Consider the following 25,370-nt stretch of genomic DNA (forward strand, 5'->3'; position numbering starts at 1 on the left):
GAATCCATGGCCGACACTGTAACCCCACTCGTGACCAAGCAGGAGGACCCCACACACTGGGACGCGGCCTACGACATGGTCGCGATTGGAAGCGGCGCGGCGGGCTTGTCTGCGGCCCTTTATGCTTCCCAGTCGGGACTAAGTGTGCTGGTGACCGAAAAATCCCCAAAGCTGGGCGGCACGACCGCCCTGTCGAACGGAATGATATGGGTACCCTGCTCGCCGCAGGCCTTAGCTGCGAAGGTCGAAGACAGCATCGACAATGCTCGCACGTATCTGAAGGGAGAACTCGGGAATTACTACCGGAAGGAGTTCGTCGAAGCCTATCTGGCGGATGGACCCGAGGCACTCATCGAGATCCAGAAGCACTCCGAGGTCAGGTTCACGCTCGCCGCGGCTCCCGATTACCACTCAAGCCGGCCCGGCGGGATGAACTCAGGCCGCGCGTTGAGCCCCGCTCCGTACGATGGCCGCCTGCTGGACAAGGACTTCGATCTGGTTGGCGATCCCATTCGCGTGGTTCTCGGAGGCATGATGATCTCTTCCGGCGAGGTTGGAAGATTCCTCAATCCCTTCAAGTCGGGGGATTCCACGAAGCATGTCCTGAGGCGCCTGGGGCGCTACATCGGCGACCGGATGCGCTACAGGCGCGGCACCGAGTTCAGCGGCGGAAACGCATTGATTGCGAGGTTCATCAAGAGCCTGAGACAGCTGCAGGTGGATATCTGGACCAGCGCGCCAGCCACCGGACTGATCATAGATCAGGGCAAGGTGGTTGGGGCGGTCATACGCAAGGACGGCAGGGACATGCGCGTGCGGGCAACTCACGGCGTTGTGCTCGCAACCGGGGGGTTCCCCCATGATGCCGGACTTCGCAGTGCTCTCAGCGGCGATCACCAGCATGACCAAAGCCTGGCCCATGCGGACGCCACGGGCGACGGCATCAAGATTGGACTGCAAGCGGGCGGCAAGATCGACAACGAGGTCGCGAGTGCCGGCTTCTGGACACCCGTGTCGCTGCTGCGCGAGAAAGGCGGGCGAATGCAGACGGTTCCTTACGGCTGGCTGGACCGCGGCCGCCCTGGCGTGATCGCCGTCGGCCCGGACGCGCGGCGTTTCGTCAACGAGTCGAACCCGTATCACGACATCTGCATGGCGATGTTCGAGAACGGCTACCCGAAGGATAAGCACTTCTACTTCATCTGCGATCATGAATTTCTCAAAAAGCGCGGAATGGGCCAAGTTCTTCCGTGGCCGTGGACCCTCAGCACGAAATCCTATGAGCGTGCCGGGTACATCCAGGTGGCGGATACCCTCGCGGCGCTGGCCGTGAAGATCGGCCTCGATCCCAAGGCGCTCGCACAGACGATTCAGGAGCATAACGAGCATGCCCGAACGGGTGTCGACCCGTATTTCCAGCGAGGTGAATCCGCGTTCAACCAAACGCTCGGTGATCCTTCCGTTGGCAAGCCGAATTCAAACCTCGGTCAAATCAAGACCCGTCCTTTTGTTGCCTTGCGGATCGTTCCAGCCACCTTGGGGACGGCTACCGGTCTTGCGACAGACACCTATAGCCGGGTGCTCGACCAGTGGGGAAAGCCGATCGATGGGTTATACGCCTGCGGCAATGACGCGACTTCAGTCATGCGAGGGGTCTATCCCGGCGCGGGCATCACAATCGGCCCTGGGATTGTGTTCGCATTCCGCGCGATCAAGTTCATCCGCGACAGCGCATTGCGCGGGCTTTGATATGCAGTTCGGTACCAGGACGTAAAAGACTGGGTCATACCAGTTCCCCATGTCTCCTGCGCCGACCAGGCCGATCTTTTGTCCTGTGTCGTACGCGTTGCGGGTGATGCCGGATCTCCGGTCAGGTCTATTGCATAACTCATTTACGCATTCCGAAAGAAGCCGTACTTTCTCAGAATGGGCAGCAGCTTGTGATGGTCATCGATGATGTAGTCTGGCTGCGCCGCCTGCAAACGTGATTCGGAAACAAATCCGCCTGTAATAGATATGCTGATCAGCCCGAGGTTACGTGCAATATCAGTTTCGATCGGCATGTCGCCAATGATGAAGGTCGACTCGGCACTCAGATTGTTCGTTTGCATGTACACGCCAAGCCGGTCGCCCTTACTCATAGATTTATATTGAGTGGCGCGGCTTTCAAATGCCAGAACCTCGGTAACACAATCGTCGATTCGGAGCCTTCGCAGTTGGGTACGAAGGGGCTCGACTATATGGTTGCTGAGAATGATGGTTGAGACAGCTTGTTGACGCGCCGTTTCCAAAATGAGGCGCGCGCCTTCGCGTAGATCGGCTTTGCTCGCCAGCGGTTCGTACATGTCGTGAAAAAAAGCGCTGTCATCGTTTTCCACTTCTGCGACCTCGCGCTCCGACATTCCAAGATTGCGGTAAAGGATAGAAAGTGGAACCTCGCACTGTTCCCGAAGAGTATGCATATCGATGGCAGCGCGACCGAAGCGGCTCAGAATAGCGTTGGTTGTTTGTAGAAATGCCTCGGCATCGTCAAGCAGGGTCCCGTTCCAATCGAATACAAGAGTAGGTTTCATTATGTGACCTCAGGCAGGCATAGTCAGGTTAAGGCGAGATTGATAGTCGATCTATTCAAATTCTTATTCGCGCGTTTTTCTCCTTCTGGAGTTGGCATGTCGAACGTAAACGGAGATAGATCAATCCCATCGGACCCTCCAGGCAGCAACGATATCAGAGCCTTAAAGGGCAGAAAGGTGATGGACGCAGCGTTGATTGATAGGGCTATTTTGCTTTCGATCATCCTGAGGATTTGCGGTTCGGTTTTATGAAAGCTAAGGCTTTCTTTCCGCTTTTTGGATGGCAGTGTTTTCCATACCTTCCAGAACGCCAGCTCGTCGATCGTCTCGATGCCCATGCCGTAGTAATTCGGTGCGACGATAGGCGGCGAACCGATCGCCCAATGCACAGCCTTCGCTCCGGCAGCATGGAGCATTGCTGTTACAGCCCGGCTTGTATCCCCCCGAATTAGTGCTTCGTCCACCATCATGACAACTCTGCCCCTAACATCGCTCTCTGCATTGACACAGTATTTCTGCGCGATAAGCGAGTTGCGAGTGCCAACGATACCTATAAGCGTCCGCTGCTGAAGTTGTGTTGCGATTACTTCACGTCGCTGGACGAAAGCGCCGTGTTTCTCGGCCAGAGACGCGAACAAGCCGTCGGCGTACGGGCCCCCGGTATGCGGCATGGAGGAAACGACAATAGGGGCAGAGCCCATCTGTGCCGCCACTTTCGGCGAAATAGTTCCACCGAGACTCGCGCCTATATTGTGCCGCGTGGCCAGGTGAGATTGACCTCGTATGGACGTTTCGAGATTTCCGATGTAAAGCGTTTCGTAGACGCAAAGCTTAGGGCTGTATCGGGTATGGCCAACGAAGCTGTCAATGCATTCTCCTGTTTTTCCATCCAAATACTTGATGTGGCCTGGCGAAACTTCCTCCGTGGTGCCTTGTAATCCGGCAAAAGCTGAATTTTCAGAAGCAAAAAGTATATCACCATCTTCCGTTTGCATAAATTCCAGCGGACGTAAACCGCTACTATTGCGGAAAGCGATCAGATTTCCTTCGCCATCTAATACAAGTGCACTCACGGCTCCATCAATCCGATCATCGATATCACGAAAGACATTTTCGTAGTTGACCGGGAGAGCATGCTGCCAAAAAGCTCTTTGGCAAATGTGCTCAATAAGCTTGAGCAGAAGCTCTGCATCCGTTTGGCCGTCGAAGCTATGCCCTCGCGCGTGCAATTCTTTCCGAAGTTCATTAGCGTTGACTAAAGCCCCATTCAACGAAAGGGCCAAATGGCGGCAGCCTGCTTTATGGTTATCAACAGGCTGGGCGACGTTGCCATCGTTTTCCAGGGAAGATGGACTTCGAATATGTGCAATCGCTACATGAGGCCTGAAATTCGCGTCCTGCCCATCGCAATCGATGGTTACCAATTCGCGTGGTGGCCGACACGACCTTATATGTCGAATTCCTTTTGCGTGCATGAACGCTGCAAGACCGAACCCAGCTTGTCCACGATTGTCAAGCTTCGGAACCATGTGCTTGAGCCGATTATAAACCGTCTGCTGTGAATGACTTGAAGGCAACACAAATGCGCCCGCAATACCGGACATCCGACTTTTCCTTCAATGCGGCTCAGCGCGAGCTCGTGGTTTGTTTCCACTTACGCAAGGCTCGTGCCAAGGTCTTGAAGGCACGCCTGACGATGCGCCACATCGTCTACGCGCCCGACGATCGGGATGTCGTCAAGCGGCCCTGATCCGGATGGTGGGACTTGCGATTCGCTGTCCTCGTCAGACGCCAGCTTAGGACTTGTCGCAGAATCGGTGGGTTTGCGGCATTAACACCGCGATTGTCGGCCACATGCGCCATCGGTCGCTTCAGGCGTGTGGTCGGAGAAATGCTGCTGGATTGCGGGATCGCGGTTTCTTATGGGACCATCCGCCGTGGCGTTCAAAAGTGTCCGGTTGAAGACGTTCATGTCTGAAGGCCGACAACAAAGCGGATGCACTCGGTTAGCTTGAATTCTTCGCAGGCAGCATGGGCGACGACAGCAATGATTACGGGGAGCGAGGGCGGTGGACCGAGGCGTGCCGGCGCGAAGAGGCAATCCGCGAATTCCTGGAGCGGTATCTACAAAGTTTGGGCGGTCAGGAACTGGACCTCAGCCCGGTCACCGCAAGCGCGGTCGACGCCAGGGACATCGCGCCCTCGACAAAGATCGAGAAGCCCTCGTGCGTCGAACGATGGAAGGCTTTTATCTCAAGCCGACACCCCCCCTTTCGCGCAGTTGGTTCGCCAAGTCCAAATCGCTTGCGCAAGCGGCCGGCCTTGCTCCACCAAACTGGCTCTCCATCAAATCCCGGGTTGAAGATGTCGATCTACGGGTGAGGGGTGTAAGCGCGAGAGCGAGGTCATCAAAGCTACAACCACGCCAGGTGCCCTTTCGGTGCCGCGGCGGCTTGAACTTGTGCAACCGATCATAGTTGACGTATTCGTTGTCGACGAAGAAACGCGTCTACCGCTCGGACGGCCTTGGCCTTGGCTGAAATTGGCGTTGGACATCTCTTCTCGCATGGTGACGGGCCTCTATCTAACCATGGAGGCGCCATCGCGAGTTTCGATAAGCCCATGCATACTGCACTCCGTGTTCGACAAGACCCCATGGTTCCAGGAGAGGGGTAGGCACTGCAGCTCTTCTGCGAGCGATTCTCCAGAAGAGCTGCTTTCACGCCTAATGTGCTGATTCTGAAGCATGGCTCTGAAACTTTCGCAAACTTAGTTGGAACGGACCAAATGGCGTCACGGGAGCATACGGAACGATATGGGAAGCTTTCCGTTTCTGGCCCACGAAAAACTCAATACAATCAACGATCTTAAGACGCCCTCCGGGCCCACCATTATCGTTATTTATCAATGGTTTATTGACCGGTTCGCCATGAGGTTCGCCAACAGGTTCGCCAAGCAGCGGCTTGCGCGTTACCAGCCGGACGACTCGGTCCATGCCCTGCACAGCCAAACGCACCTGCGACGCTTCCCGGGAATAGAGCTCGGCATGGTCGATGTCGTCGTGGCCGAGAACATCCATCATCTGTCTGGTGGATGCTTCCGCTTCGGCGAGATAGACCCCGAGTGACTTCCTAAGACCGTGCAGCGTAAGGCCCTTCGGCAATCCGGCGAGGGCGCACCAGTGTGCCATGGCACCGGTCAGCGATTTCGCCGAGAAAGGCTGGCCATATCCGGTTACCAGAACGGTTTCGCCGCGCCGGTCCGCGGCGTCGAGGATCTCGGCGAGCATGGGAGTTACCGGAACGAAAAGCCGCTTGCCGCCGGTCCTTCCCTTGTTCTTGGCCTGAATAATATCAAATCCGTCGAATTGACGCTCGACACCATCGATCAGGACGCGGTGGGTTACGCGCTGGTCCCATCGCAGGCCGGCGACATCGCCTCGACGATTGCCAAGCCAAAGAGCAAGCCCGTAGCACGTGCGCGCGGAAGTACCGACTGGCCAGCGCCGTTCAAATTGCTCCATTGCCTCGCGAGGCCACGCCTTCCAGCCGGTATAGGCAGGCCGCCATTCAACCGAGGCGGTGGGGTCTGTCTCGATCCAATCCTGGCGCAGCCCGACATAGACCAGTTTGCGAATTGCGACCAACAGGTGCTTCGCCTTGTGAGGCGTGGCAATGAAACGGCCCAGAAGCTCTTCGACATGGGCACGCCTGAGATTCTTGACTGGCACGTCGCGCCAGGTAAGCGAATGGTCAGGCACTACCCGCAGGTCTAGGAACTCATCGATCAGGCGAGTGTTCTTTCGTCTTGTCGCTTCGTCGTGGGCCAGCCATTTGACCGATACTTTTAGCCTCTGGGTGGCTGCGCCGAACGTGCCGGGCAGGGCAGCTCCAGGCATCCGGACGACAGGAGCCTTGGGGGCTTTCCGACCCTCGACAGCTGCTTGGTACGCGTCCTTGAATCCGGGTTGATTGGGGGCTGGCAGACTAACCACACGCTCCTTCGTCCGATAGCGCCAGCGAACCTTGCCGTGGCGATCGGTGTAAGAGGAGAGGCCAGGATATTTTTCCGTCATCGCAAACGAATCTATTCCTTTCGATGATTCCCCTGCAACAGGAAGTCGACGATATTCTCTTCATCGTCGCCAGGCAGGTCGGCAAACGCCGCCTCAAGTCTGATACGGTCCCAGATCACTCGACCGTCCACCTTTTTTGGCTTCGGCATGCGGCGGTCCGAAACCATCTGGTCGAACTTGGTGATCCCGACGCCGACGTATCTCGCAGCTTCCTCGCGTGACAGGCCTCGTGGAGGATAAGAGAGCGGGTCGCTTCTCACGGCTTCACCTCCGGTCCCCAGTTGAGAAATCAGAAATGCCGTAAACTGGCGTTATCCCGGGGGGAAGAGGTGTGATTGGGCTGTGCGGCAAATTGCGGTCGCGGCCTGTAGACAGGATGCATCGGCTCATCCGGTTCATGATGGCAGCGCTCGAGCGCTACCACCTTCCCCACACCCATCGAACCGCCGGTTCAGGCTTCGTTGTCGCGGCTGAGCGAAGAGAGCGCTCACATGCGCCCGAAGCGGAAGCGGGTCGTGGTCCAACGATCTGTCCTGCCACTTCCGGCCGGACATGGTGATTGGGGATCTGTAGCCCGACAAGCCTTTTGTCCAATTTCGCGACCCAATCTCAGTCGCAAGCTTCCCCAGATCTGGTGTGCTCCGTTATGTTCTGTGAGGGAATGCCCGCAGTCACTGTATTTCAGACCTCTCTCGAAGACCTGCCTGGCCTATGGAACACCGCTTCACCCGCCAAGAACTCTATGACCGGGTTTGGTCAAAGCCGATGTCGCACCTTGTTTCAGAGCTTGGGACGACCACGGGAGTATTGGGCACCCTGTTGCGTCGTGCGGACATACCCACTCCGCCTGCTGGCCATTGGATGCGAAAGGACTTCGGGAAACCTGTCGTTCAGCAGCCGTTGCCGCCGGCGCCAGCAGCCTGCACGGAGCCCCTGCTTCTGGATACCGGGAGGTCGCGCGCAACGCGCCGGCCTAGGCTGACAGAAGGGACTGCAACACCAAAAGTGGATCCGGTTCCAGAGCCCGACATCCAGGCACAACCGGTCGAAGTGCCCGTGCCGGCGCCGATCAAGCCACGTCCGACACAGCCGACGACGATAACGCGCGACGAGCTATATAGATCGGTCTGGACAACGCCGATGATTCGACTGGCGGAGCAGTTTGGCATCAGCGGCAATGGTCTCGCCAAGATTTGTGATCGGGAAAATATCCCATGTCCGCCGCGCGGCTATTGGGCGATGCTGGCCGTGGGCAGGGCGCCGGCACAGTCTCCGTTGCCGGAATCTGGTGGTTCCCATGCGATCACCATTCGCCCGACACCGTTGCCGCCACCGCCAATTGACCTGCCGCCGGAGGTGCAACAGCAGGTAGACAAGGCTCGCGCCAGCGAACCTGCAATAGCCGTGAGCGAGCGTCTTCTGCGACCTCATGCGGTTATCGCGGCCTGGCTCGCCGAGCACGAGGAGAAGAAGCAGCGAGCGCGCAGGGAGCGAGATCCGTGGAGTCGCAGTCTGTACGATCCGGGCGAGTTCACACAAAACAATCGCCGGAAGCACCGGATTCTGGACGCTCTGTTCAAGGCCATCGAACGTCATGGCGGTAGGATCAAACAGGGAGACCGGCGCGAACTCTTTGCGGAGGTCTCGGGAGAAAAGGTCGAGTTCCAGGTTCGTGAGAAGCAAAAGCAGGAACGTCGACCGCTAACGGCAGATGAGAAGCGATGGCGGTCGCCCGACGACAATCACTGGAAGCAGGAGCTGGTTGCAACCGGACGTCTCGTCTTCGAGATCAAGACGTGGCAGTGGCCTGGCGGTTTACGGCGCCAATGGGTCGAGAGCGACAAACAGGCAATGGAAGCTATGTTGCCTGACATCCTCACCACCTTCGTGGCCGCTGGGCCGTTGCTGGTTCAACAGCGAAAGGATCGGGAAGCCGCAGAGCGCGAGCGTCAGATCGCGGAACAACGCCGATATGAAGAGCAGCGACGGCGCAAGCGCGACGCGAACCGCTGGCGCCGCTTCAAGGAGATGGCACAAGACTGGCACGAGCTTGCCACAGTCCGCGATTTTCTCGTGGCGCTTCGCTCAATGAATGTTGACCCGTCTGTCGAAATTGACGGACGGAGCATTGAAGAATGGATAGCGTGGGCTGAGGATTGGCTTACACGCGCTGATCCCACAACCGAGGGCGTCGACGGTATCTTCAGGCGGATCGGAGAGATCAACGACTGGACCTATCACGATTGACAAGAACCCGCTGCAGGCGGGACAAATTGGTATCGCCAAAGGGTATGCCATCCACCGGTCACGCTGATCGCGTCGCACCAAGGACGAGGTGAACGCGCGCTGTGAGGATTTATGCGATATCTTGCTCGATCGGGACGCGATCTGACGTCACTTCACGATGGGGTCGTCTATGAAGATGGCGTATCGATCGGTTGAGCGGCGCGCCGTCCGGACCGGTCTGTCACCAAGCCTTGCACGAATAATCTCAAGAAGCCGGTCGCGGTAGCCTGCAGGCATTCTTTCGCCGATGATGATTTCTTTTACGGCCTCGGGGGGATAGGGGCGAAGAACCGGTTCCTTGCCTTCACGCAGAGCGTCCGTGAGGAGGCGCCGCTCGTTCTCGTATTTCCATTCGGAAGGCTTTGTGGCGAACACATCCTTCCACATACCTCTCATGGTCACGAGAGCCTCTTCGAGCGCGCCCTTGTAGGGTTCTAGCCACACTTCACTTGACGTATCGCCACGTTTGATTTCGCTTTCGGTCTCCTCAATCGCCATGGCGTGATAGTCCTCCTGATCATAGGCGACTGCATAAACAAACGTATCAACACGCGGCGGGACATCCTGGTACGCTACGTCGAGAATGAAGGCTTCCGGCTTGACGTTGATGACGGCTGCTTCATCGAACACAATGCAGAAACCGCGCAAACCATCTGCATAGTGAGACCACATAGGCAGGTTGTCGGTTTCGGATGCGAAACACGCGATTCTCATCTTGTCGAGCATCCGCTCGAATGGCGGTTCCGATCCGTCCAGTCCCTCAAAATATTCCGTGGCATTCTCCGACACGGCATCCTCAAACCGCTCAAACCCCCAGGCGGTCGCGGCTGCAATGAACCGATCCCGTGCGGTCACGGGATCGGGGATGCCCGTTTCAATATCCGCCCAGAATTCGAAGGGATCATTGAAACCTTCGTAGTGCTGGCAATAGAGAACCCCGTTCCTCAGGTTCTCGAGCGCGTAAGATGTTGGACCGCAGAACTTGAGGAGTCCGCGGGTCGGTATGGCTTCGGCATCTGCACTCACCTGCCCTCAAGCCATGACAGGATATCTGCTTCACCGACCACGGTCAGATGTGCGCGGGGGCGGGATAGCGCGACATAGGCCAGTTCGCGCTCATCCGCGATTTCGCGAGTGGCTACCAGAACCACCGCTTGCCGTTCCAGCCCCTTGAAGTCCCGGACATGTGTTATCGTGACGCCCTCGAAGGCAGCCAGGCGCTGCTGCAAAAGCAGAATCACCTTCTCGCTCATGGCGAGAACGACGATATTTTCAGGAGCGACTTCTCCTTCAATGGTCAGCTCGCGCACGGTATCGACTACCTGCTTATCCATCGTGGCCGGCGTGCAGGTTTTCCATGCAACGGCGTAACCCTGCGGTCCATCGGCGGTGATGGGATTTCCTCGGTAAAACCGTGACGCGGCCGTGTGGATAGCCTTCGTGTTCCGAAGGTTGCGTGTCAGGCGTATGGGGACGATGGCAAATGCGGCGAGTTCTCCTGTGAGGTCGCCGTAGACACTCTGGTTCGTGTCGTAGAAGGCGTGAAGGCGAGAGGATTTCGGGTCGACCAGAATGTCTTCCAGCGCGATCCACCACTGAGTCCGGAAGTCCTGCGCTTCGTCGACAACGATGGCATCGAGGCGAAGCGTCTTGTCCTTCTTCACCGCGCGGATCAGCAGATCGGGACCCTTTTCAATAGCGTCCGATGCCGGCAGATCGGCGACCAGACCTGCGCTTGCCGCGTAGTGGCGGCATAGCTCGGCAAAGGTCCACACCTGAACGGGAGTGCCCTTCAACCGCTCCCGCAGGTGAACCGCCAACCGGTCGCCAAGACAGAGGAGCACCGTTTTAAGTCCCGCCTCAGCAAGACGGCGGGCATCCTCAAGCGCCACGATGGTCTTGCCGGTCCCGGCTCCACCACCAGCTGCAACGCGGCTCATATGGGCGACCGCATCCAGGACATAGAACTGCTGTGGCGTGAGACTCTCGATCGTCTGATCGTCATCACTGAGGTAGTTTCCGAGTGGAACGCGGAGTGTGAACGGAAGAGCCAGCAGGTCCTCAAACAACTTTATGCCGGCTGCACCGATCGGATCCCCCTTGCCGCCAGATAGTCTGGCTCGAACCCACCCCCCGATCCTGGGCAGCTCGCGGCGGCAACAGAAAATCTCACGTGGCATTTCGGCGCCGAGGTTGCCTGGTGGGTCTTCGGTGTCGGTAAACACGATTCCGTGGCGCGTGCGAAGGAAAGCGTTGCCTGGCCAGCCAGGCATCACCTGCACTTTTTTGAACAGGTTATGCTCGGCAGATGTCGCTTGCCTGACGGGATCCTTGATGTAGTGCCGGACGCCATGCCGGTCCCGGCTCACCCATTTCATCGCAGCCGGATCCCGAGTGATTTCTCCGCCCTTGACTTCAATTGTCAGAAGTCCGCGGTCGGGATGGACGACCACGAAGTCGGCTTCGCCATCTTTTTCCTCGCCGTACGGCGTGATGCCAAGCCAGGGACGGCTGTAGAAAACCGTCCAGTCGTCGCCCAGCTGATTTTCCAGAAGATCGAAGACTTTGACTTCGGCCGATCTCAGGGGATCATCGCGGACCTGTTGGGGCAGCGTATGCGGCCACATTTTTGCGCCGGTCATGATCCTTCGCTTTCGGCGATACCGCGGAAGAATCCAGCTTCTGGAGTCTTTGGCGTGCCTACCAGCATGGCGCGGTCGAGGAAGCGATTGAACTCTTCGCAGGAGGTCTCGGGCGCCAAAACACACGAATGGCATGCCGCCAGGGAGAGTCCATCGCCAGGCGCCAGCATGTCTTCGATACAAAGCGGGTCGGACGAACACCACATCTGCGCCTGAATTGCTGCGATGACTGTCCGTTCAATTCGCTGCGGGTCACCCTGACGCTGCAAGCCTCCCAGCGTGCCGTCATCATCAGTGGTTGCCGTGTAGACAAGCACGCCTGCCATGGGCTCGTTCTCGTCGGCGACGTACAGTCTCTCGCGCAGGGCGGTCGACGAATATCCGCATTCGAGCGTGAGCTGGCGCATGAGCGCATGGGCAAATGTGTGGATCAGAAGGGATCGCGGCGTAATCGACCTTGGCGGCATGGAAGTGCCGGCATTGCGCAGTCGCCATTCCTCGATCCAGTGGCCGTTGATGTGAGCCGCGCGCGCTATGACCGACGGTAGCATCTCCCACGCTGCGAGACGGCCGGCATCCATTTCGAGGAATATACCTTCGCCGCGTACTTCGATCGCCGGTAGCCAGCCGAGATTATCAGCAACCGAGAGCCGGGCAATGTTGGTTGCACCATCGCCCGGAGGCTGGATACGGGTGAATCCGGTCATCGCCCGGACTTCACGGAGGCGGGTGGCCTTTACCAGACGGGAGAACCACGGCTTTAACACCGGAGGAACCGTCTGCGGGCGGATTTCGAACTCGCGATCAAGGCCGTGCACATGGGTTCCACCCGTGAACTGCCGGTATTCTTCCAGCCGGAGGTTGCTGACGTTGATTTTCTCCTGCTGACCGACACGTCGTTCAACTTCCGCCGCCAGCTGCGCGGGTGTCATGCCGAGTTCAGCGAGGACAGCTGCAAGGGGACCGTGTGCGAGGAATTCGATCTGCTTCGTCCGGTCCTCGGGGAACGTGTTGACGATGGGTTCCCAGTAGACGCCGAGCGCTTCCTGCAGCCGGTCGGACCATGGAGGAATGCTGAGCGCCGATTCTATGACGGGGAAGTAGAGGTTGGATGCACCACGCTGCACCGCGCGCGGGTGATGCTGGCATTGCTCGTCCGGACAGGCAAGCCAGGGGCGCCGGCCGCGGCAGACGGAGAATTTCTTCCATGTGTCGGCCGCAAAGATACCATCCATGGAGTGGGACGCCTTGCACTCGGGGCAGGTCAGAATGAGGCCGGCAAGGCCCGCCTGCTCCGACTTGAGGTGGAGGAATTTCCTGTTCTTGCAATCCTCCCGGTGACCGACCCACCAATGCCACGGGAACTCGTCGAGATGTCCAGACTCACACGCCAGAACAAAGCGGACAGGGATGACGAACACATTACGTTTGCCGGGCGCCTTGCGGGTGCATTCCTGGCAGATGCGCCCTGCTCGTCCCGGCTCCTCGCCCCACAGATCCTCGCGACCAACCCGGTCGCAGCTTGGGCACTGAAGCCATTGGGGAAAGCGAACCGCGGGAAGGGCGCGTGCAGCATCGCTTTCACGCGTTGGATCGCGCACGGGCGGAAGGCGGAAGCCTTTGACCCCGAGTTTTTTCTGAAGCCGTTCTTCGCGGATCGCCTGCTCATTGAGCATGCCTGCCGGCGGGAAGCTGGAATCCCATTCTTCGAGTCCTGCAGCTACGGCAGAGATGGTCGCATCACCGGCCCTGAAGTCGATGATAGCGCCCGGTCCAAAGGTGGCAACAGCTGCGCTGCGCCGCAGCTCGCCGAGTTCATTCGCCGGGAGTTTTGGCATCATCCCTCCTCTTGAGGACTTCGGCGAGGCGGTAGTGCGTCGCTGGCTCAACCCCGCGCATTGAGTTTGGTGTAGGCCAAGCCTGACCGATGATTCTTCCGGCAGCACGCTTGGCGGCGGCTTCTTCGGCACTCTGCAGCAGGGAGTCACGCGAGAAACGATTCCAGTACTGCTGCGGATCACGCCGGAGCCAGCGCGACAGGCGGTCGTTCAATTCTTTCCCGACATCGGTCTCCAGCGGATCAACGCGGGCAGCCCGGGCGGCGACAAGCGCTATGAGGTCGCGCGCTTTGTCGATGGCGGGGTCGTTCATTACGGGCAGCTGAAGCATGCCCGGCACGAGGTGGCGGACAATGGCCACGAGGACAGCATGAAGCGCGCGATCCCGTGCGCGGGATGCGAATGGTGTGACGCTGGTGGCCTCGACTTCGCGATAGAGCGTCGCATGCCATGTGCGGAACGTCTCGAAATGCGAGCGGTCGCGGGGCTTCGCATTATTGAGGACCGGCACCACAAGGCCAGAGATATCCCCGCGGCCAACACGGCTGGTTGCCTGGATGTATTCGGCCATTGTTTTTGGCTGACCGTTGACCAGCATGAGACCAAGGCGAGCGATATCCACGCCAACACTGACCATGTTGGTTGCCAGCACGACGTCGACAGCAGCCTCATGCCCGGCCGGGTGTTCGAGCAGGTCAAGCATCCCGGTGATTTCTGCCTGGGAGCGGCGTGAGGTCAGTTCCTCGACCGAGTGCAGATCGCGGGCGGTTTCACTCCGCGCGTCAGCGAACAGACGGATGCTGTCATGAACGTCGTCCTGCATCAGGACAAGGGCGCCGCCCAGTTCACGTAGGGAGTTGAAATACGCGACGAGGGTCCAGTAGTGATCGCGCTGCGCAGGTGGAAGCCCCTCGGCTGCCGTCTGCAGCAGGGAAGCGGCGACTGCCTGCAGGGTGAATTTTGCGGAGCGGCCGGCAGTGGTGATGCCGACATAACGACGTCCGGGCAGTTCCTGATCGACGACAGTGAATCCGGAGTCATTCGCAGAAAGTCCCGGCGGAGGAAACTGGCAGGTCTTGCGATCGAACAGGGCAAGGACCTGCTCGGGTGCGCGCCGGATTGTTGCGGTTGAACCGATGATTTTCGGGCGTGACCCGTCAGCCGAGAGGATGAGGTCCAGCGCGGATTCATAAAGGCCGGCCAGTGTTCCCAACGGGCCCGATATCAGATGAAGTTCATCCTGGAGGATGAGCTGCGGCTGGGCGTCGGAGCCAACGCCAAAGAGGATTGCGGTATCGGGGTTTCGAACAATCTGCGCAAACTTGTCGACCGTACCGATCAGGAGCGTCGGGCGTGCGGCATAAACATCCTCGTCCACTGTCCAGACCGGAAGCGGATTCGATCCCGAAAGCAGGCAACCTTCCGAGGTACAGAAGATCTGAACGGAGTCGGACGGGCGTGGCTGGCGATAGGCTGGCGGCCGCCGGCAGCACGGACATGACAGCAGCTGCTTTGGCGAGGAGCGGGAAGAATCCGTCCGGCTGTCAAAGGCAGCCTGCCTTGTGTTGGGAGTCGCCTTGTCTCCGACCCATAGACCGATCGAGAAGGGTACCACACCAAGCCCGGTCGCGTCTTTCGATGCGATCGACCCGCGCCGTATGACTTCACATGCGCAGATCATGGCGGCTGCCCGCACAAACTGCTGCGTGGTCAGGAGGCGCAGCGTGTATCGCATGATGACGGCTACACCAGCGCCGTTGTCGGGAGTAGAGCGCGACATACGCCGATGAAAAGCAACGAACGCTATCAGGCCGAGATAGGCTTCGGTTTTGCCGCCGCCCGTGGGGAACCAGAGCAGGTCCATGGTCTCACGATGCGGGTGGTCTCCCTTTGCCGCACTTTCCAGCGTTAGCAGAAGAAAGCCCAGCTGGAAGGGACGCCATATTAGCGAACCTTTGCCCGACCATTCGCGCTGCGTTGTCATCGCAAGGTTTGAAAGCCGGAAGGCGCGCGCGGCCACCGGGTCGCTTTTCAACAGCGCGATCCCGCCCCGCATCCGCCCGAGAACGGTTTTCGCTTCCTCCAGATGCCGATCGGCGGCGTCGCGAAAGTCGCCCTTGAGATCACCGCCTGGAGCGCTCTGCAGATCGATCCAGTCGGAATAGGCATCACACAGTCGGCTCAGCGCTGCTGCGAGGTCCGCGTCGGAAGCCCGGGAAAGCCACGTGGCCGAGAGGGTTTTCAGCGGCCCGTCGGCGAGTGTAGCAAAAACACCATGTCCATCCGGGCTGACGGCCGGCACAATGGCTTCCGGAATCCACTCCATGCGCAGAAGTGTCGCTGTTTCGTTTGAATCCGCAGCGGTCCAGTCAGCCGAACATGTATGTCCGGAGGCAAATTCCCGCGCGTGGCGGTACAGAAGTTCGGATGACCAGTCCTCAAGGTCCACAGGCCGTCTGCGGCTCGGTCGCGATATAAGCGAGGTACCGGCTGCGGCTCCGATTTCGAGACCCACCTGGAAGATGGTGACTTGCTCGACCGCTGGCCTCGTGGGTTCGGCGGGTGTTGCATCGTTGACTAGGGTAACGGTTGAAAGTGTGCCGCGTTCAAAAGGAACCGTGCGGAGATTCAGCCTAATACCTTTTGCCGTTCCGGTGAGGACAGGAACATCCGAGTTGCCTGGCTTCAGCTCAAACTCAAGCGGCCCGCTGTCATGCTGGACGCGTTTCCAGTGACTGGATCGCCCGGATTCAACAGGCTCGTAGGTTGCGAAGCGGACATTGACGATGACCCGAGCATTCGCGCCCTTGTGTGTCGTCGAGGCCGCAAAGGAAAGGCCTGCAGCCGAAGGCCGGCGCATTGCAACGGACTGGGCCTGTGCCTGTTCGGGAGAGTCCTCCCCCTGTTCTTCACCACCGGGCGCTACGGAAAGATGCTCGTCCTCTTCGGGCGCGAGAGCCGTATTTTTTGGCCAGAGAATGCCGGTGAGATAGACGTCCGAAGGTTTGGAGAGGAGCGTCTCGTCCGCGGCACGCGGACCTATCAGATCCTCGCGCAGCCGCAAAAGGACGGATTCCCGCGGCTGAATGGTTTCAGTCATTTGCGGCCCCCCTGAACTTGGTCCAGCCAAATCCCGTCAGCATGGGTGCGAAAAGAATACCGCTGCTTCGCCATGGCTCGTGAAGTCCGTCCAGATCAGGGTCGTCGGGCCTGATGACCATTGTACGCAGGCCGGTCGACCTCACATGGGATAGATAATTTGGTGGCGGGAAGCTCTGGCAGCGGGTCGCGATGTCACCGAGGTCGGATTTCACTTTCTCGCTGAAGACTGCGATGCGAACCTTCTCCTCTGTTCTGAGAGCCAGCTTCCAGTCAAGATCGCCAATTGCGGCTGCGAACATCCCCGTCATGACGGGGCTCGTCAGGATGATGTTCTGGGCTGCAAGTGCGCCCGCCTCGGAAAAAGCGGCAGTGCCGACCAGACCCTCAGGCTCCAGATCACCGGTCCGTCCGATCTCGACCTGGAGTTTCCCTCCAGCAAGGCGTTTCCATGCGCGGCCGTCAGAGTTTCCGGACTGCCTCGAAGGGGAGTCCCCGACAGAGAGGCTGCGTTTTGCGCGCGTGGCGCCGACAAACATCACGCGGATTTCCTCGTCGCTCTGGCCATTGGTCTCTTCGGGCACCGGCGGCAGGAACAGGCAGACGTCCTCTGCTTCCCGTCCTTTGCTGGCGTGGATGGTGCCGATGATGGGGCCCGCATCACCGTATTCCGGCGATGTGAACAGCGTTGGCGGACTGGAGCGCCCGAGGACTGACCGGAGGCGGTGCAGGTCGATGACGTTCTGGCTGTCTCCGGCGGCTTCAAAAAGCAGTTCCCATGCCGCATCTGCGGAAATGATCGGCGACAGGGGCACCAGGCGTTCGCTCCAGAGTTGGTTGAAAGCGCTTCGCACCAGGCGACGATCGACATGATCCCAGAGCAGCCTGCCAATCCAGGGATAGATACGTGGTGGAAGACCCGACATGCGAAGTCTGTGTGGGACTCCCGTGTTGAAACTCGAGGTCTGCAGGACATCGAAGCGCTGCCGGAGAAGAACCAGGGAGCCATCCGGAAGGGCACCAAGGTCGAGGTTCTTCGTCGGTCCGATCTGCGCCGACGCGAGACGTTGAATTTCGCTGCGTACGTCGCTGCTGCGCTTGGCGGTCGCCACTCTGCGGTCGAGAACGCGCCTTCGGACCTTGGTGAAAATCTCAAGCAGGCCAGGATCAGAGGTGCGGTGGATCTGTTTGAGTTGCCGCTCGGCGAAGCTGCGTGAGCGAAGTTCATCGATAAAGACAGTGCCGGCACCCTCGATAACGTCGGAATCCTCGGTAAATCCGTAGATGGCCTGAGCCTCGTCAGCGAAGACCGTGACGCCGCATTCGTCGTCGAGGCGATCGATGATTGCCAGAACAAGGGTCGCCCGTTTGCCTACAATGTCCTGCCCTTCATCGACGATCAGATGGCGGACCCGCTGCAGGTATTCCAGCACTCCCTCGTCGCTGGAGACCTGCCTGAGGGTCGCTTCGATACTGTCTTCGTGACTGCCGGTCAGTTTGGCATCGGCAGAAAAGCCCGACTGGATCGCCCATGCGTGCGAATCGAGAGTAGCGATCCGCACGGCCGAGGCATCAGAGGGATCGTTGAGGTAGGTCGCGATGCGGTTACGGATTTCCTGCACCGCAGTGCGGGTAAAGCTGATGATCCAGATGCGGCTGGCGGGCAGTCCGTCGTTGATCAATCCTGCGACGCGGGAACACGCTACAAAGGTCTTGCCTGTGCCGGGCCCGGCATCCACGAAGAGGCGCTCGTCCCTGCCTGCATGAATGACCGCATCCTGAAGACCGTCGTCTGCGTCTGCGACCATTTCTGAGGGCTCCTCGGCGGCCTCTTCGATCTGCTGTTCTTCGTCTTCGACAGGCTGGTGATCTAGGTCAATCGTCAACCCGGAGAGACGCCACAGACGACGCTTGAACTTGATGACGGGTCCGAGCGGGGTATTGCGAAGCGGCCTGGTCACGCGCGTGACTTCACGACCCGACTTGAGGACAATAACCTCTATCTCCCCCGCGAACGTTGACTCCACTGATACCCCCCGGGAAACGTCGACTGCACCGAAGCCCCTCGGCAATCCAATAAATACAGCGTCGAATAGCATTGTTGAAAATGATGTATGCTGTATTTGCTATTCGAAGTATATCGCTTTGACAACCGAAGGCGGTTTTCTTGGGGGGAAGATCATGCCGGACACATCCAGTCGCTCGTGGACGCTGCTCTCCGTTGAAGGCAGGCGTCAGTACGGCGGAAATGCTGGCTACGAAGACTCCCCCACGTCGGCATACCGCTTCGACAGCGGCGTTGCAAATGGTCGGCATGTGAATGCGGGTGATATCGCGTTCATTCGTAACCGCGATGGTCTTGTCGGCGTCGCGCTGATTGAAGAGATCCATTCGAGTGAGGGCACCAAAGAACTCTTGCGGGGTCCGGTCTGCTCTACAACCGGCATACACCCGCGGCAGATGCGTCTGCCGCTTTACCGGTGCAATGACGGTCACGAGTTTGATGAACCCGTCCGTCAGGTAAATGCCGTAACCTAATATGAGGCACGCTACGGTGGTACATTCGTGAGCGCGGAGGGCGTACTCACACGAGCGGAACTACGGAGGGCCGCGGTGAAGACCAATGATCAGATGTCGATCGAAGGAATCAACGCTGGTAGCATCGCTGACGTGGTGGTGAAGGCTGTACCGGCTACGCGCAGCCTGCTCGAGCCGTTTTTCCAGCGCCGTCTGCCTGACAGTGTCGACAACGATAGTGGCCCCGGAGATGGATATCAGCCGCGAATGGCGGATCGGCGCGACCGGGTTCTGGCGGCAATTTGCGCCCGGCGTGGTCAGGCAAAATTCCGGCGCGATCTGATCCGCCGTTATGGCGCTGCCTGTGCAATTTCCGGTTGCACCGTGATGGCGATCGTTGAGGCGGCCCACGTTTGGCCGTATCGAGGCCAGGAGGATAATCACCCCGAAAACGGCCTTTTTGCTGCGCGCCGATCTTCACACGCTCTATGATCTTGATCTCATCGGTATCGACGAAAACCTTCGGGTCAGTGTGTCAGCAGAGCTTGGGGGAAGCGAATATGAGGCCCTGGAAGGTCGTGTGCTGACGCTCAAGGCACGACCATCATTGGCGGCGCTTGCTCCGCGCTGGGCCAGTTTCACGAAGACAAAGCACCTTCAGGCTGCATGACGGCACTTCAAAGCGGGCGCACTGTCTGTGGGGCCGACCCAGATTCGCTTTAAGCGCTTGGCGTGGGTGTCCGTCTGGAATGACCGGTTTGGTGGTTGCCACCCTCAGGTTGGGCGGCCGCGATTGGCCTTGATGGTCGCATCAGCGACCGGCCCCTTGCCGTGCTTCGCCTTACATCCTGGCCAGAGTGGCCAGGTCTCCTGATTCTGGGCCTGCCATTATCTTGTGAATCCCTGTCAGCAGACATGGAACGGAAGCAGAACATTTATTGCCCCTTAGGACATTTGATGTCAGTTTGGCACAAATCGACACAGTGGATGATTCGGCAGGAACGCATGCGCAGCAGAAAACAATCGGAATTCTCCAGTCTTCGGCAGAAAGCCGGGATGACCATAGATGAGACAGCCGACTTCCTAGAAGTCTCCAGCCGTAGCGCATATCGGTATGAGGACGGCGGAAGGATTCCCAGATTGGCACTCAGGACTTTGCGCGAACACACCGAAAAGCAGGTAGACAGCTCCGTTGATGCAAAGTTCCGTTTTATTGACCTGTTCGCCGGTATCGGCGGACTCCGTCTTGGTTTTCAGGCGGTCGGCGGCCACTGCGTGTTTACTTCCGAATGGGATCCCGGCGCGCAAACCACCTACGCGTTGAACTTCCGGGACAATCACCCGATCGGCGGCGACATCTGCGAGTATTCCGCTAACCCCGGAAAGGTGCCGGAACATGATCTGCTTTTAGCCGGATTTCCCTGCCAGCCCTTCTCGATCGCGGGCGTATCCAAGAAGAATTCTCTGAATCGTCCGCATGGGTTTTTGTGCGACACCCAAGGAACACTGTTCTTCGATACCGCGCAGATCATAGCCCATCACCGTCCGGCCGCTTTCGTGCTTGAGAATGTCAAGAATCTCGAGGGCCACAACGGTGGGCAGACCTTCGGGACGATCATGAACGTCCTGAAGAACGAGCTGAAGTACCATGTCCAGCACCGCGTCATCAGCTCGGAGCCCTGGGTGCCGCAGAAGCGGGAGCGCATATTCATTGTCGGTTTCCGCGAGCCGACAGATTTCGATTTCCAGGCACTGAAACTTCCGGATGCCAAGGCGGGTCCCAAGCTGAAGAGCATCCTCCAGCCGCATGACGAGGTTGACCCGAAGTACACGCTGACACCGCGTCTCTGGCAGTACCTTCAGGACTACAAGGCCAAGCATCAGGCCAAGGGCAATGGCTTCGGCTACAGTCTGTTCGGACCAGAGGATGTGTCGCGCACTCTTTCCGCCCGGTACTACAAGGATGGGTCAGAGGTTTTGATCGACCAGCCCGGCAAGAGGCCACGCCGTCTTACGCCGCTCGAATGCGCGCGGCTGATGGGCTTTGATCGTGGTGACCGCCGCTGGCGGATCGAGGTTTCCGACACGCAGGCATACCGGCAATTCGGCAATGCCGTCGTTGTTCCAGTCGTCGAGTTTGTAGCCAGGGCGATCGAACCTCATATCCGAAAGGCAATTGCCAGGGCTGAACAGACCCCTGCGAAACCGCATATTGTGCCCGTCATCACCCGGCCTGACACAAAACCGATAGCTGCTTATGGCTGACATCGTCGCCCCCGAAGTCCGCAGCCGCATGATGTCTGGCATACGGGGGACCGACACGAAGCCGGAGCTGACACTACGCCGCGGGCTCCACGCCATCGGATTCCGCTTTCGGCTGCACGATCGCTCGCTGCCCGGAAAGCCCGACATGGTCTTTCCCCGGTATCGGGCGGTTCTATTTGCCCATGGCTGCTTCTGGCACGGCCACGACTGCCCGCTGTTTCGTTTTCCGTCGACCCGACCCGAATTCTGGTCGGCGAAGATTGCGAGGAACCGCGACGTTGATGCGAGGACAGACGAAGCGCTGTCCCGTCTCGGTTGGCGACAAGGCATCGTTTGGGAATGCAGCCTTAAAGGCCGCAGTCGCCGCAGCCTTGATGAGGTTATCGGCAACTGCGCGGCGTGGCTGCGGTCAGATACACCAAGGCTGGAGGTCAGGGGGAGGAAATGACGATCCGACGGGGGCTGCTTTCCGATCACTTCGAAGGCGTAGCGGTCAAGTGCCTCGCTCTGGTCGATGCAAATCCTGAGTCGTCAAATCAGCACGAGGTCACGGGATCGGAACCTTTGGTCAGAATTCTCGGTCACGACGACCGGAAGTTCCCGAAAGGCGGCGCGGACCACCGCTTCCCGGCGACCTACATCTGGCTGGGCGGAGAACAGGAGGCGCTTTCTGAAGAGGGCTGGCTCTCCTGGTATGACTCGCGCCGGAACCGGCCGAAGCGTAGCGCAGAATGGCGGCTGTATTATCAGGGCAACGCCGTCACGCAGATGATGAAACCGGGTGACATCCTGTTCCTTGCCAGGAAGCTGGATGGTCATCTTCTCTTTATCGTTACGCCTGACGGAGGCACGATCCGGAACCAGTTGCTGTGGCTGTTCGGACTGGACGAGCAGATCGGCATGAAATTTGAGTCGCAGGAGATTGGCGGGAACAATGATGCCGAGCTCGACTTCGCTGCCCGCTATGTCCTGGACGAGTTGGGGATCGAGCCGGAGGAACGGGAAGCGGACAAGCTGGACCGCCTGATAGAGAAGTTCGGGCTGAAGTTCCCGACCACCGTCGTATTCTCAGGGCTTGCCCGATCCTCGCTTCCGGAAGTGAACGCGCAGGACGCTCCGGACGAGGCATTGCTCCTGTGGATGGAGCGTGAGGAGCAGCTCTTCCGTCGACTGGAACGGCGCATTGTCGCCGAGCGGATCGGAGGGGGCTTCGCATTGGATGATGGGGCTGACGTGGACGGCTTCCTCGCCTTTTCACTGAGCGTCCAGAACCGCCGGAAGGCGCGCGCCGGCGCCGCATTGGAGAACCACTTGGCTGCGGTCTTCGACGCCCACAGGATCAGGTTCGCTCACGGTGTCGAGACGGAAAACAGAAACAGGCCGGACTTCCTGTTCCCGGGTCAGGCGGAATACCGGGACGCAGCTTTCCCTACTGCCAGGCTGACCATGCTTGGGTCAAAGTCCACTCTCAAAGACCGTTGGCGCCAGGTCTTGTCGGAGGCTACGAGGATCGACCAGAAACACCTTCTGACGCTGGAACCTGGTATCTCCGAAAACCAGACGGACGAGATGCGGACAAAGCTGCTTCAGCTGGTCATCCCCCGCAAACTCCACCAGACCTACAGGCCAAACCAGCAGGAATGGTTGATGGATGTCTCCGGCTTCATCGGGCTGGTAGCCGGAAGGCAAGGGGAATAACCAGCTAGAGGAGCATGCTGGAGCGTCCTACGACAGTTCGCATATCCGTGCCGAAAATGCTGAGCGGTCGGTACAGGTCGGTTCCGTTGATGTTCACCGCATGTCGCTCGGTGCCTTCTGTCCTTATGTGCCGGATGACCTCTTCATGGGTGTGGTCGGGCATGTAGATGGCCGTGAAACCCATCCGTTTGTACAGCGCCATGCGGCTTTCGGTCCAGAACTCGTCCGGCTCCCTGAAGAACCCGAATCCAATTCCTTCGATCGCGTTGGACGAGTACAACAGGCGTTCCCGCGCCGCTTCGCTCTTCACCGATATGACCAGATTGGTGGGAGCACACGGGATCAGAATGTCGCCGAAAGCGCGCAGCGCATTCATTTTACCTTCATTGAGCAGCATGTGGCCCGGCATTTTCCACTCGGGCCAGTTCTGTGAATCCAGATCCATCGGAGGTATTCCGGCCGATCGCAGTACCTCGCTGCAAAGAAACTCCATTATGGTGCCTCCGTCACCGCGCCGTTTCAGGGGAGGCGGATCAAGGGGAGGGCCCTTCTTGGGGTGCTGAATGAGGAATGCCTGATGAACATTCGTTGCATCGATACGGCACCCGAGCGTCAGCTCGCAGAAATGGACCACGGCCCGGGCCGTCGAACCGATAGCAATCTGGTTGTGGAGGCACGGACAATGCCTCAGTAGGCGCTTGAGCAGTCCACCGTTCAATGTGGGGACGCCCAGATCAACGGCCGGGTTGACCGGTCCCCTGTTGAAATTCGCATTCAGGGCGGCAAGCAGTGGCACCTTGTCCTTGGGTCGGACCTTCATGGATGGGAGATTCACGACATCGAGCCATTGGCCCGGCGATGGCCGCATCGGGCAATGTGGATGGTGACAGTCCATGCAGTCCCTTCAGGTTGACTGGAGGAGCTGTATTTGATTCATGCAACGATGTGTAGATAGCGTGATCTTCGCTAATACCCCATGATGTCAGGTGGCAAGGCACAAATGCTGCTTTTTGGGCCTCCGGCGGCACGAACTAGCGCACAAAACCGAAAACGGCCCAAACGCAATTGTTGGGCAACGCCCAACTTTCCTGAAAATTGACCGCTCATCGGAGGTGGTCAGTCCCGGTTCGCGCCTTCGTCGCCGCGATGCTGAACCTCCTATGGCCACCTTGTTGAACCGAGTTCGCGGCCGCGAATTTGCTCCGCTGCTGATCTGGCATTGTCCCCGTTCCGGACATCTCAGCAGCTTCACTTTATGCGCTGCTCTTCCTGTATGGAGCATTCCTGGAAATGGGAAGAATTGAACACACGAATGGACGGTGTCGAAGGCCACACAGATTTTGCGTTTACATGCCGGATCGTGTCCCGCAGGGCAGGTCACTTTCAGGGCGCACAGCCTTGTTGGAATTCTGCACCAGAACACATCATGCTCCAGGGAAATGCCCGGACCGTGTTCCCCGGTGGAGTCAACCTTCCGGTCAATTGGTGTTTCCCGAGCAAGCGCCGAATGTGGTCCGCGGGTGCCGGCCCGATAAGGCATGGTCGCTCAAACTGCAGTGATGCCGTTGGCAAATGGTTGCGAAGAGCTCATTTACCCGGCGCCTGTGCAGGCAGTGGATGTTGCTCTCGCCGTCAAATGTAGGCTCATAAAAACGTTTCCTATGCCGATACGCGTGGCCAATGATACTCGTCGCCGCTGTGGCTGTGATCTTTCGTTCGTTCCAGGCCACGTCCACCTCGTCCTCGAATGGATTGGGTCTGACCGAAGACCGTCTTCGCTGCACTCAGTCTCGATCGTCTTCCCGCAACGACGTCGCTGCGTTTTCTTCCCTTGGCCGCTGCGCGTCCATTCCTCGCGGTTCAAGAAAGCCTCGCGCCATCGTCCTCCACTTTGTTCAGCCCCTTCGGGGTGCGGACCGATCGTCTCAGGTCTCACGACCACCATCGAGGCCGCGATGGGCGCGGCTCGAGAAAAACAGAAGGAACCACCACAATGGCTACGATCGGCACTTTCTCCCGCACCGCGAACGGCTTCTCCGGTTCGGTCAAGACCCTCAACCTCAACGTGAAGACGGTGACGTTCTCTCCGGCCGATGGCGAAAATGAAAAGGGCCCCGACTACCGCATCTTCGCCGGCGACACCGAGTTCGGGGCGGCATGGAAGAAGACCTCGCGCGAGGGCCGCGACTACCACTCCGTCAAGCTCGACGATCCAAGCTTCCCCGCTCCGATCTATGCGAGCCTGGTCGAGACCGAGACCGAAGGCGACTTCTCGCTCATCTGGTCTCGCCGCACCGCAGAGTGATCCCAAAAAACACGAAGCCCCGCCGCAAGGCGGGGCTTCGTCATGTTCTCACGGCCGTCGCGGCCTGGCGCC

Annotated in this window: 19 protein-coding genes; 9 read left to right on the top strand and 10 right to left on the bottom strand. The window is 58.9% G+C overall.

The annotated features are described in order from the left end of the window. Positions 1-6: 6 nt before the first annotated feature. Positions 7-1,749: an FAD-dependent oxidoreductase gene (locus tag A9K65_RS13385; protein WP_064994678.1), complete on the top strand. Its 1,743-nt coding sequence runs from the start codon at positions 7-9 to the stop codon at positions 1,747-1,749. 143 nt (positions 1,750-1,892) lie between these two features. On the opposite strand, the gene A9K65_RS13390 is transcribed toward A9K65_RS13385, so the two are convergent. From A9K65_RS13390 to A9K65_RS13405, 4 genes are all read right to left on the bottom strand, one after another. Continuing rightward, positions 1,893-2,573, bottom strand: coding sequence for an HAD hydrolase-like protein (locus A9K65_RS13390; protein WP_064994679.1), 681 nt, complete (start codon positions 2,571-2,573; stop codon positions 1,893-1,895). A gap of 23 nt (positions 2,574-2,596) precedes the next feature. Continuing rightward, on the bottom strand, positions 2,597-4,177 hold the full coding sequence (locus tag A9K65_RS13395) for a hypothetical protein (protein ID WP_224655860.1): 1,581 nt from the start codon (positions 4,175-4,177) through the stop codon (positions 2,597-2,599). Positions 4,178-5,298: 1,121 nt separating this feature from the next. Beyond that, positions 5,299-6,648 carry a tyrosine-type recombinase/integrase gene (locus tag A9K65_RS13400; RefSeq protein WP_084016028.1) on the bottom strand — a complete coding sequence of 450 codons (1,350 nt, stop codon included), beginning with the start codon at positions 6,646-6,648 and terminating at the stop codon, positions 5,299-5,301. An 11-nt stretch (positions 6,649-6,659) separates the two neighbouring features. After that, the gene (locus A9K65_RS13405; RefSeq protein ID WP_064994684.1) at positions 6,660-6,908 is read right to left on the bottom strand and encodes a hypothetical protein; all 249 of its coding nucleotides are present in this window, start codon (positions 6,906-6,908) and stop codon (positions 6,660-6,662) included. An 880-nt stretch (positions 6,909-7,788) separates the two neighbouring features. On the opposite strand from A9K65_RS13405, the gene A9K65_RS13410 reads away from it, so the two are divergent. After that, positions 7,789-8,895: a hypothetical protein gene (locus A9K65_RS13410; RefSeq protein ID WP_064994685.1), complete on the top strand. Its 1,107-nt coding sequence runs from the start codon at positions 7,789-7,791 to the stop codon at positions 8,893-8,895. 147 nt (positions 8,896-9,042) lie between these two features. Here A9K65_RS13410 and A9K65_RS13415 read toward each other — a convergent pair whose 3' ends face one another. The 5 genes from A9K65_RS13415 to A9K65_RS13435 are packed head-to-tail and all read right to left on the bottom strand — an operon-like array spanning position 9,043 to position 18,540. Further along, complete coding sequence (locus A9K65_RS13415) at positions 9,043-9,960, bottom strand: DUF2971 domain-containing protein (protein WP_064994686.1); 918 nt, start codon at positions 9,958-9,960, stop codon at positions 9,043-9,045. Then, positions 9,957-11,576 carry an AAA family ATPase gene (locus A9K65_RS13420; RefSeq protein WP_064994687.1) on the bottom strand — a complete coding sequence of 540 codons (1,620 nt, stop codon included), beginning with the start codon at positions 11,574-11,576 and terminating at the stop codon, positions 9,957-9,959. The genes A9K65_RS13415 and A9K65_RS13420 overlap by 4 nt, the downstream gene beginning before the upstream one ends. Continuing rightward, positions 11,573-13,414 (bottom strand): DUF1998 domain-containing protein, encoded by a 1,842-nt coding sequence (locus A9K65_RS13425; protein ID WP_064994688.1) that lies wholly within the window; start codon positions 13,412-13,414, stop codon positions 11,573-11,575. The genes A9K65_RS13420 and A9K65_RS13425 overlap by 4 nt, the downstream gene beginning before the upstream one ends. After that, the gene (locus tag A9K65_RS13430; RefSeq protein ID WP_064994689.1) at positions 13,392-16,514 is read right to left on the bottom strand and encodes a helicase-related protein; all 3,123 of its coding nucleotides are present in this window, start codon (positions 16,512-16,514) and stop codon (positions 13,392-13,394) included. Before A9K65_RS13430 ends, A9K65_RS13425 begins: the two co-directional genes overlap by 23 nt. Beyond that, positions 16,507-18,540 (bottom strand): UvrD-helicase domain-containing protein, encoded by a 2,034-nt coding sequence (locus A9K65_RS13435; RefSeq protein ID WP_198327593.1) that lies wholly within the window; start codon positions 18,538-18,540, stop codon positions 16,507-16,509. The genes A9K65_RS13430 and A9K65_RS13435 overlap by 8 nt, the downstream gene beginning before the upstream one ends. 154 nt (positions 18,541-18,694) lie before the next feature. On the opposite strand from A9K65_RS13435, the gene A9K65_RS13440 reads away from it, so the two are divergent. From A9K65_RS13440 to A9K65_RS13465, 6 genes are all read left to right on the top strand, one after another. After that, complete coding sequence (locus A9K65_RS13440; protein ID WP_086081307.1) at positions 18,695-19,051, top strand: hypothetical protein; 357 nt, start codon at positions 18,695-18,697, stop codon at positions 19,049-19,051. A gap of 75 nt (positions 19,052-19,126) precedes the next feature. Further along, positions 19,127-19,522, top strand: coding sequence for a hypothetical protein (locus A9K65_RS35150; protein ID WP_157678474.1), 396 nt, complete (start codon positions 19,127-19,129; stop codon positions 19,520-19,522). Further along, positions 19,491-19,700, top strand: coding sequence for a hypothetical protein (locus A9K65_RS13450; protein WP_064994693.1), 210 nt, complete (start codon positions 19,491-19,493; stop codon positions 19,698-19,700). Before A9K65_RS35150 ends, A9K65_RS13450 begins: the two co-directional genes overlap by 32 nt. A gap of 287 nt (positions 19,701-19,987) precedes the next feature. After that, positions 19,988-21,295 (top strand): DNA (cytosine-5-)-methyltransferase, encoded by a 1,308-nt coding sequence (dcm, locus tag A9K65_RS13455; RefSeq protein ID WP_245322048.1) that lies wholly within the window; start codon positions 19,988-19,990, stop codon positions 21,293-21,295. After that, a complete protein-coding gene (locus A9K65_RS13460; RefSeq protein ID WP_064994694.1) occupies positions 21,288-21,743 on the top strand; it encodes a very short patch repair endonuclease in 456 nt (151 codons plus the stop codon). The genes dcm and A9K65_RS13460 overlap by 8 nt, the downstream gene beginning before the upstream one ends. Further along, complete coding sequence (locus A9K65_RS13465) at positions 21,740-22,993, top strand: type II restriction endonuclease (RefSeq protein ID WP_198327595.1); 1,254 nt, start codon at positions 21,740-21,742, stop codon at positions 22,991-22,993. Before A9K65_RS13460 ends, A9K65_RS13465 begins: the two co-directional genes overlap by 4 nt. Before the next feature lie 4 nt (positions 22,994-22,997). Here A9K65_RS13465 and A9K65_RS13470 read toward each other — a convergent pair whose 3' ends face one another. Beyond that, the gene (locus A9K65_RS13470; protein WP_031200141.1) at positions 22,998-23,813 is read right to left on the bottom strand and encodes a hypothetical protein; all 816 of its coding nucleotides are present in this window, start codon (positions 23,811-23,813) and stop codon (positions 22,998-23,000) included. A gap of 1,173 nt (positions 23,814-24,986) precedes the next feature. On the opposite strand from A9K65_RS13470, the gene A9K65_RS13475 reads away from it, so the two are divergent. Continuing rightward, positions 24,987-25,298 (top strand): DUF736 domain-containing protein, encoded by a 312-nt coding sequence (locus A9K65_RS13475; RefSeq protein ID WP_064994695.1) that lies wholly within the window; start codon positions 24,987-24,989, stop codon positions 25,296-25,298. Positions 25,299-25,370: the final 72 nt, after the last annotated feature.

This window comes from Mesorhizobium sp. WSM1497 (genome assembly GCF_001672455.2).
Taxonomy (GTDB): domain Bacteria; phylum Pseudomonadota; class Alphaproteobacteria; order Rhizobiales; family Rhizobiaceae; genus Mesorhizobium; species Mesorhizobium ciceri.

Bases quoted from the DNA above. Each gene is read 5' to 3' on its own strand.
- A9K65_RS13425 (WP_064994688.1), bottom strand. From the start codon at position 13,414: ATGCCAAAACTCCCGGCGAATGAACTCGGCGAGCTGCGGCGCAGCGCA.
- A9K65_RS13400 (WP_084016028.1), bottom strand. From the start codon at position 6,648: ATGACGGAAAAATATCCTGGCCTCTCCTCTTACACCGATCGCCACGGC.
- A9K65_RS13440 (WP_086081307.1), top strand. From the start codon at position 18,695: ATGCCGGACACATCCAGTCGCTCGTGGACGCTGCTCTCCGTTGAAGGC.
- dcm (WP_245322048.1), top strand. From the start codon at position 19,988: ATGTCAGTTTGGCACAAATCGACACAGTGGATGATTCGGCAGGAACGC.
- A9K65_RS13460 (WP_064994694.1), top strand. From the start codon at position 21,288: ATGGCTGACATCGTCGCCCCCGAAGTCCGCAGCCGCATGATGTCTGGC.
- A9K65_RS13385 (WP_064994678.1), top strand. From the start codon at position 7: ATGGCCGACACTGTAACCCCACTCGTGACCAAGCAGGAGGACCCCACA.
- A9K65_RS13420 (WP_064994687.1), bottom strand. From the start codon at position 11,576: ATGACCGGCGCAAAAATGTGGCCGCATACGCTGCCCCAACAGGTCCGC.
- A9K65_RS13465 (WP_198327595.1), top strand. From the start codon at position 21,740: ATGACGATCCGACGGGGGCTGCTTTCCGATCACTTCGAAGGCGTAGCG.
- A9K65_RS13395 (WP_224655860.1), bottom strand. From the start codon at position 4,177: ATGTCCGGTATTGCGGGCGCATTTGTGTTGCCTTCAAGTCATTCACAG.
- A9K65_RS13390 (WP_064994679.1), bottom strand. From the start codon at position 2,573: ATGAAACCTACTCTTGTATTCGATTGGAACGGGACCCTGCTTGACGAT.
- A9K65_RS13470 (WP_031200141.1), bottom strand. From the start codon at position 23,813: ATGAAGGTCCGACCCAAGGACAAGGTGCCACTGCTTGCCGCCCTGAAT.
- A9K65_RS13475 (WP_064994695.1), top strand. From the start codon at position 24,987: ATGGCTACGATCGGCACTTTCTCCCGCACCGCGAACGGCTTCTCCGGT.
- A9K65_RS13430 (WP_064994689.1), bottom strand. From the start codon at position 16,514: ATGACTGAAACCATTCAGCCGCGGGAATCCGTCCTTTTGCGGCTGCGC.
- A9K65_RS13410 (WP_064994685.1), top strand. From the start codon at position 7,789: ATGATTCGACTGGCGGAGCAGTTTGGCATCAGCGGCAATGGTCTCGCC.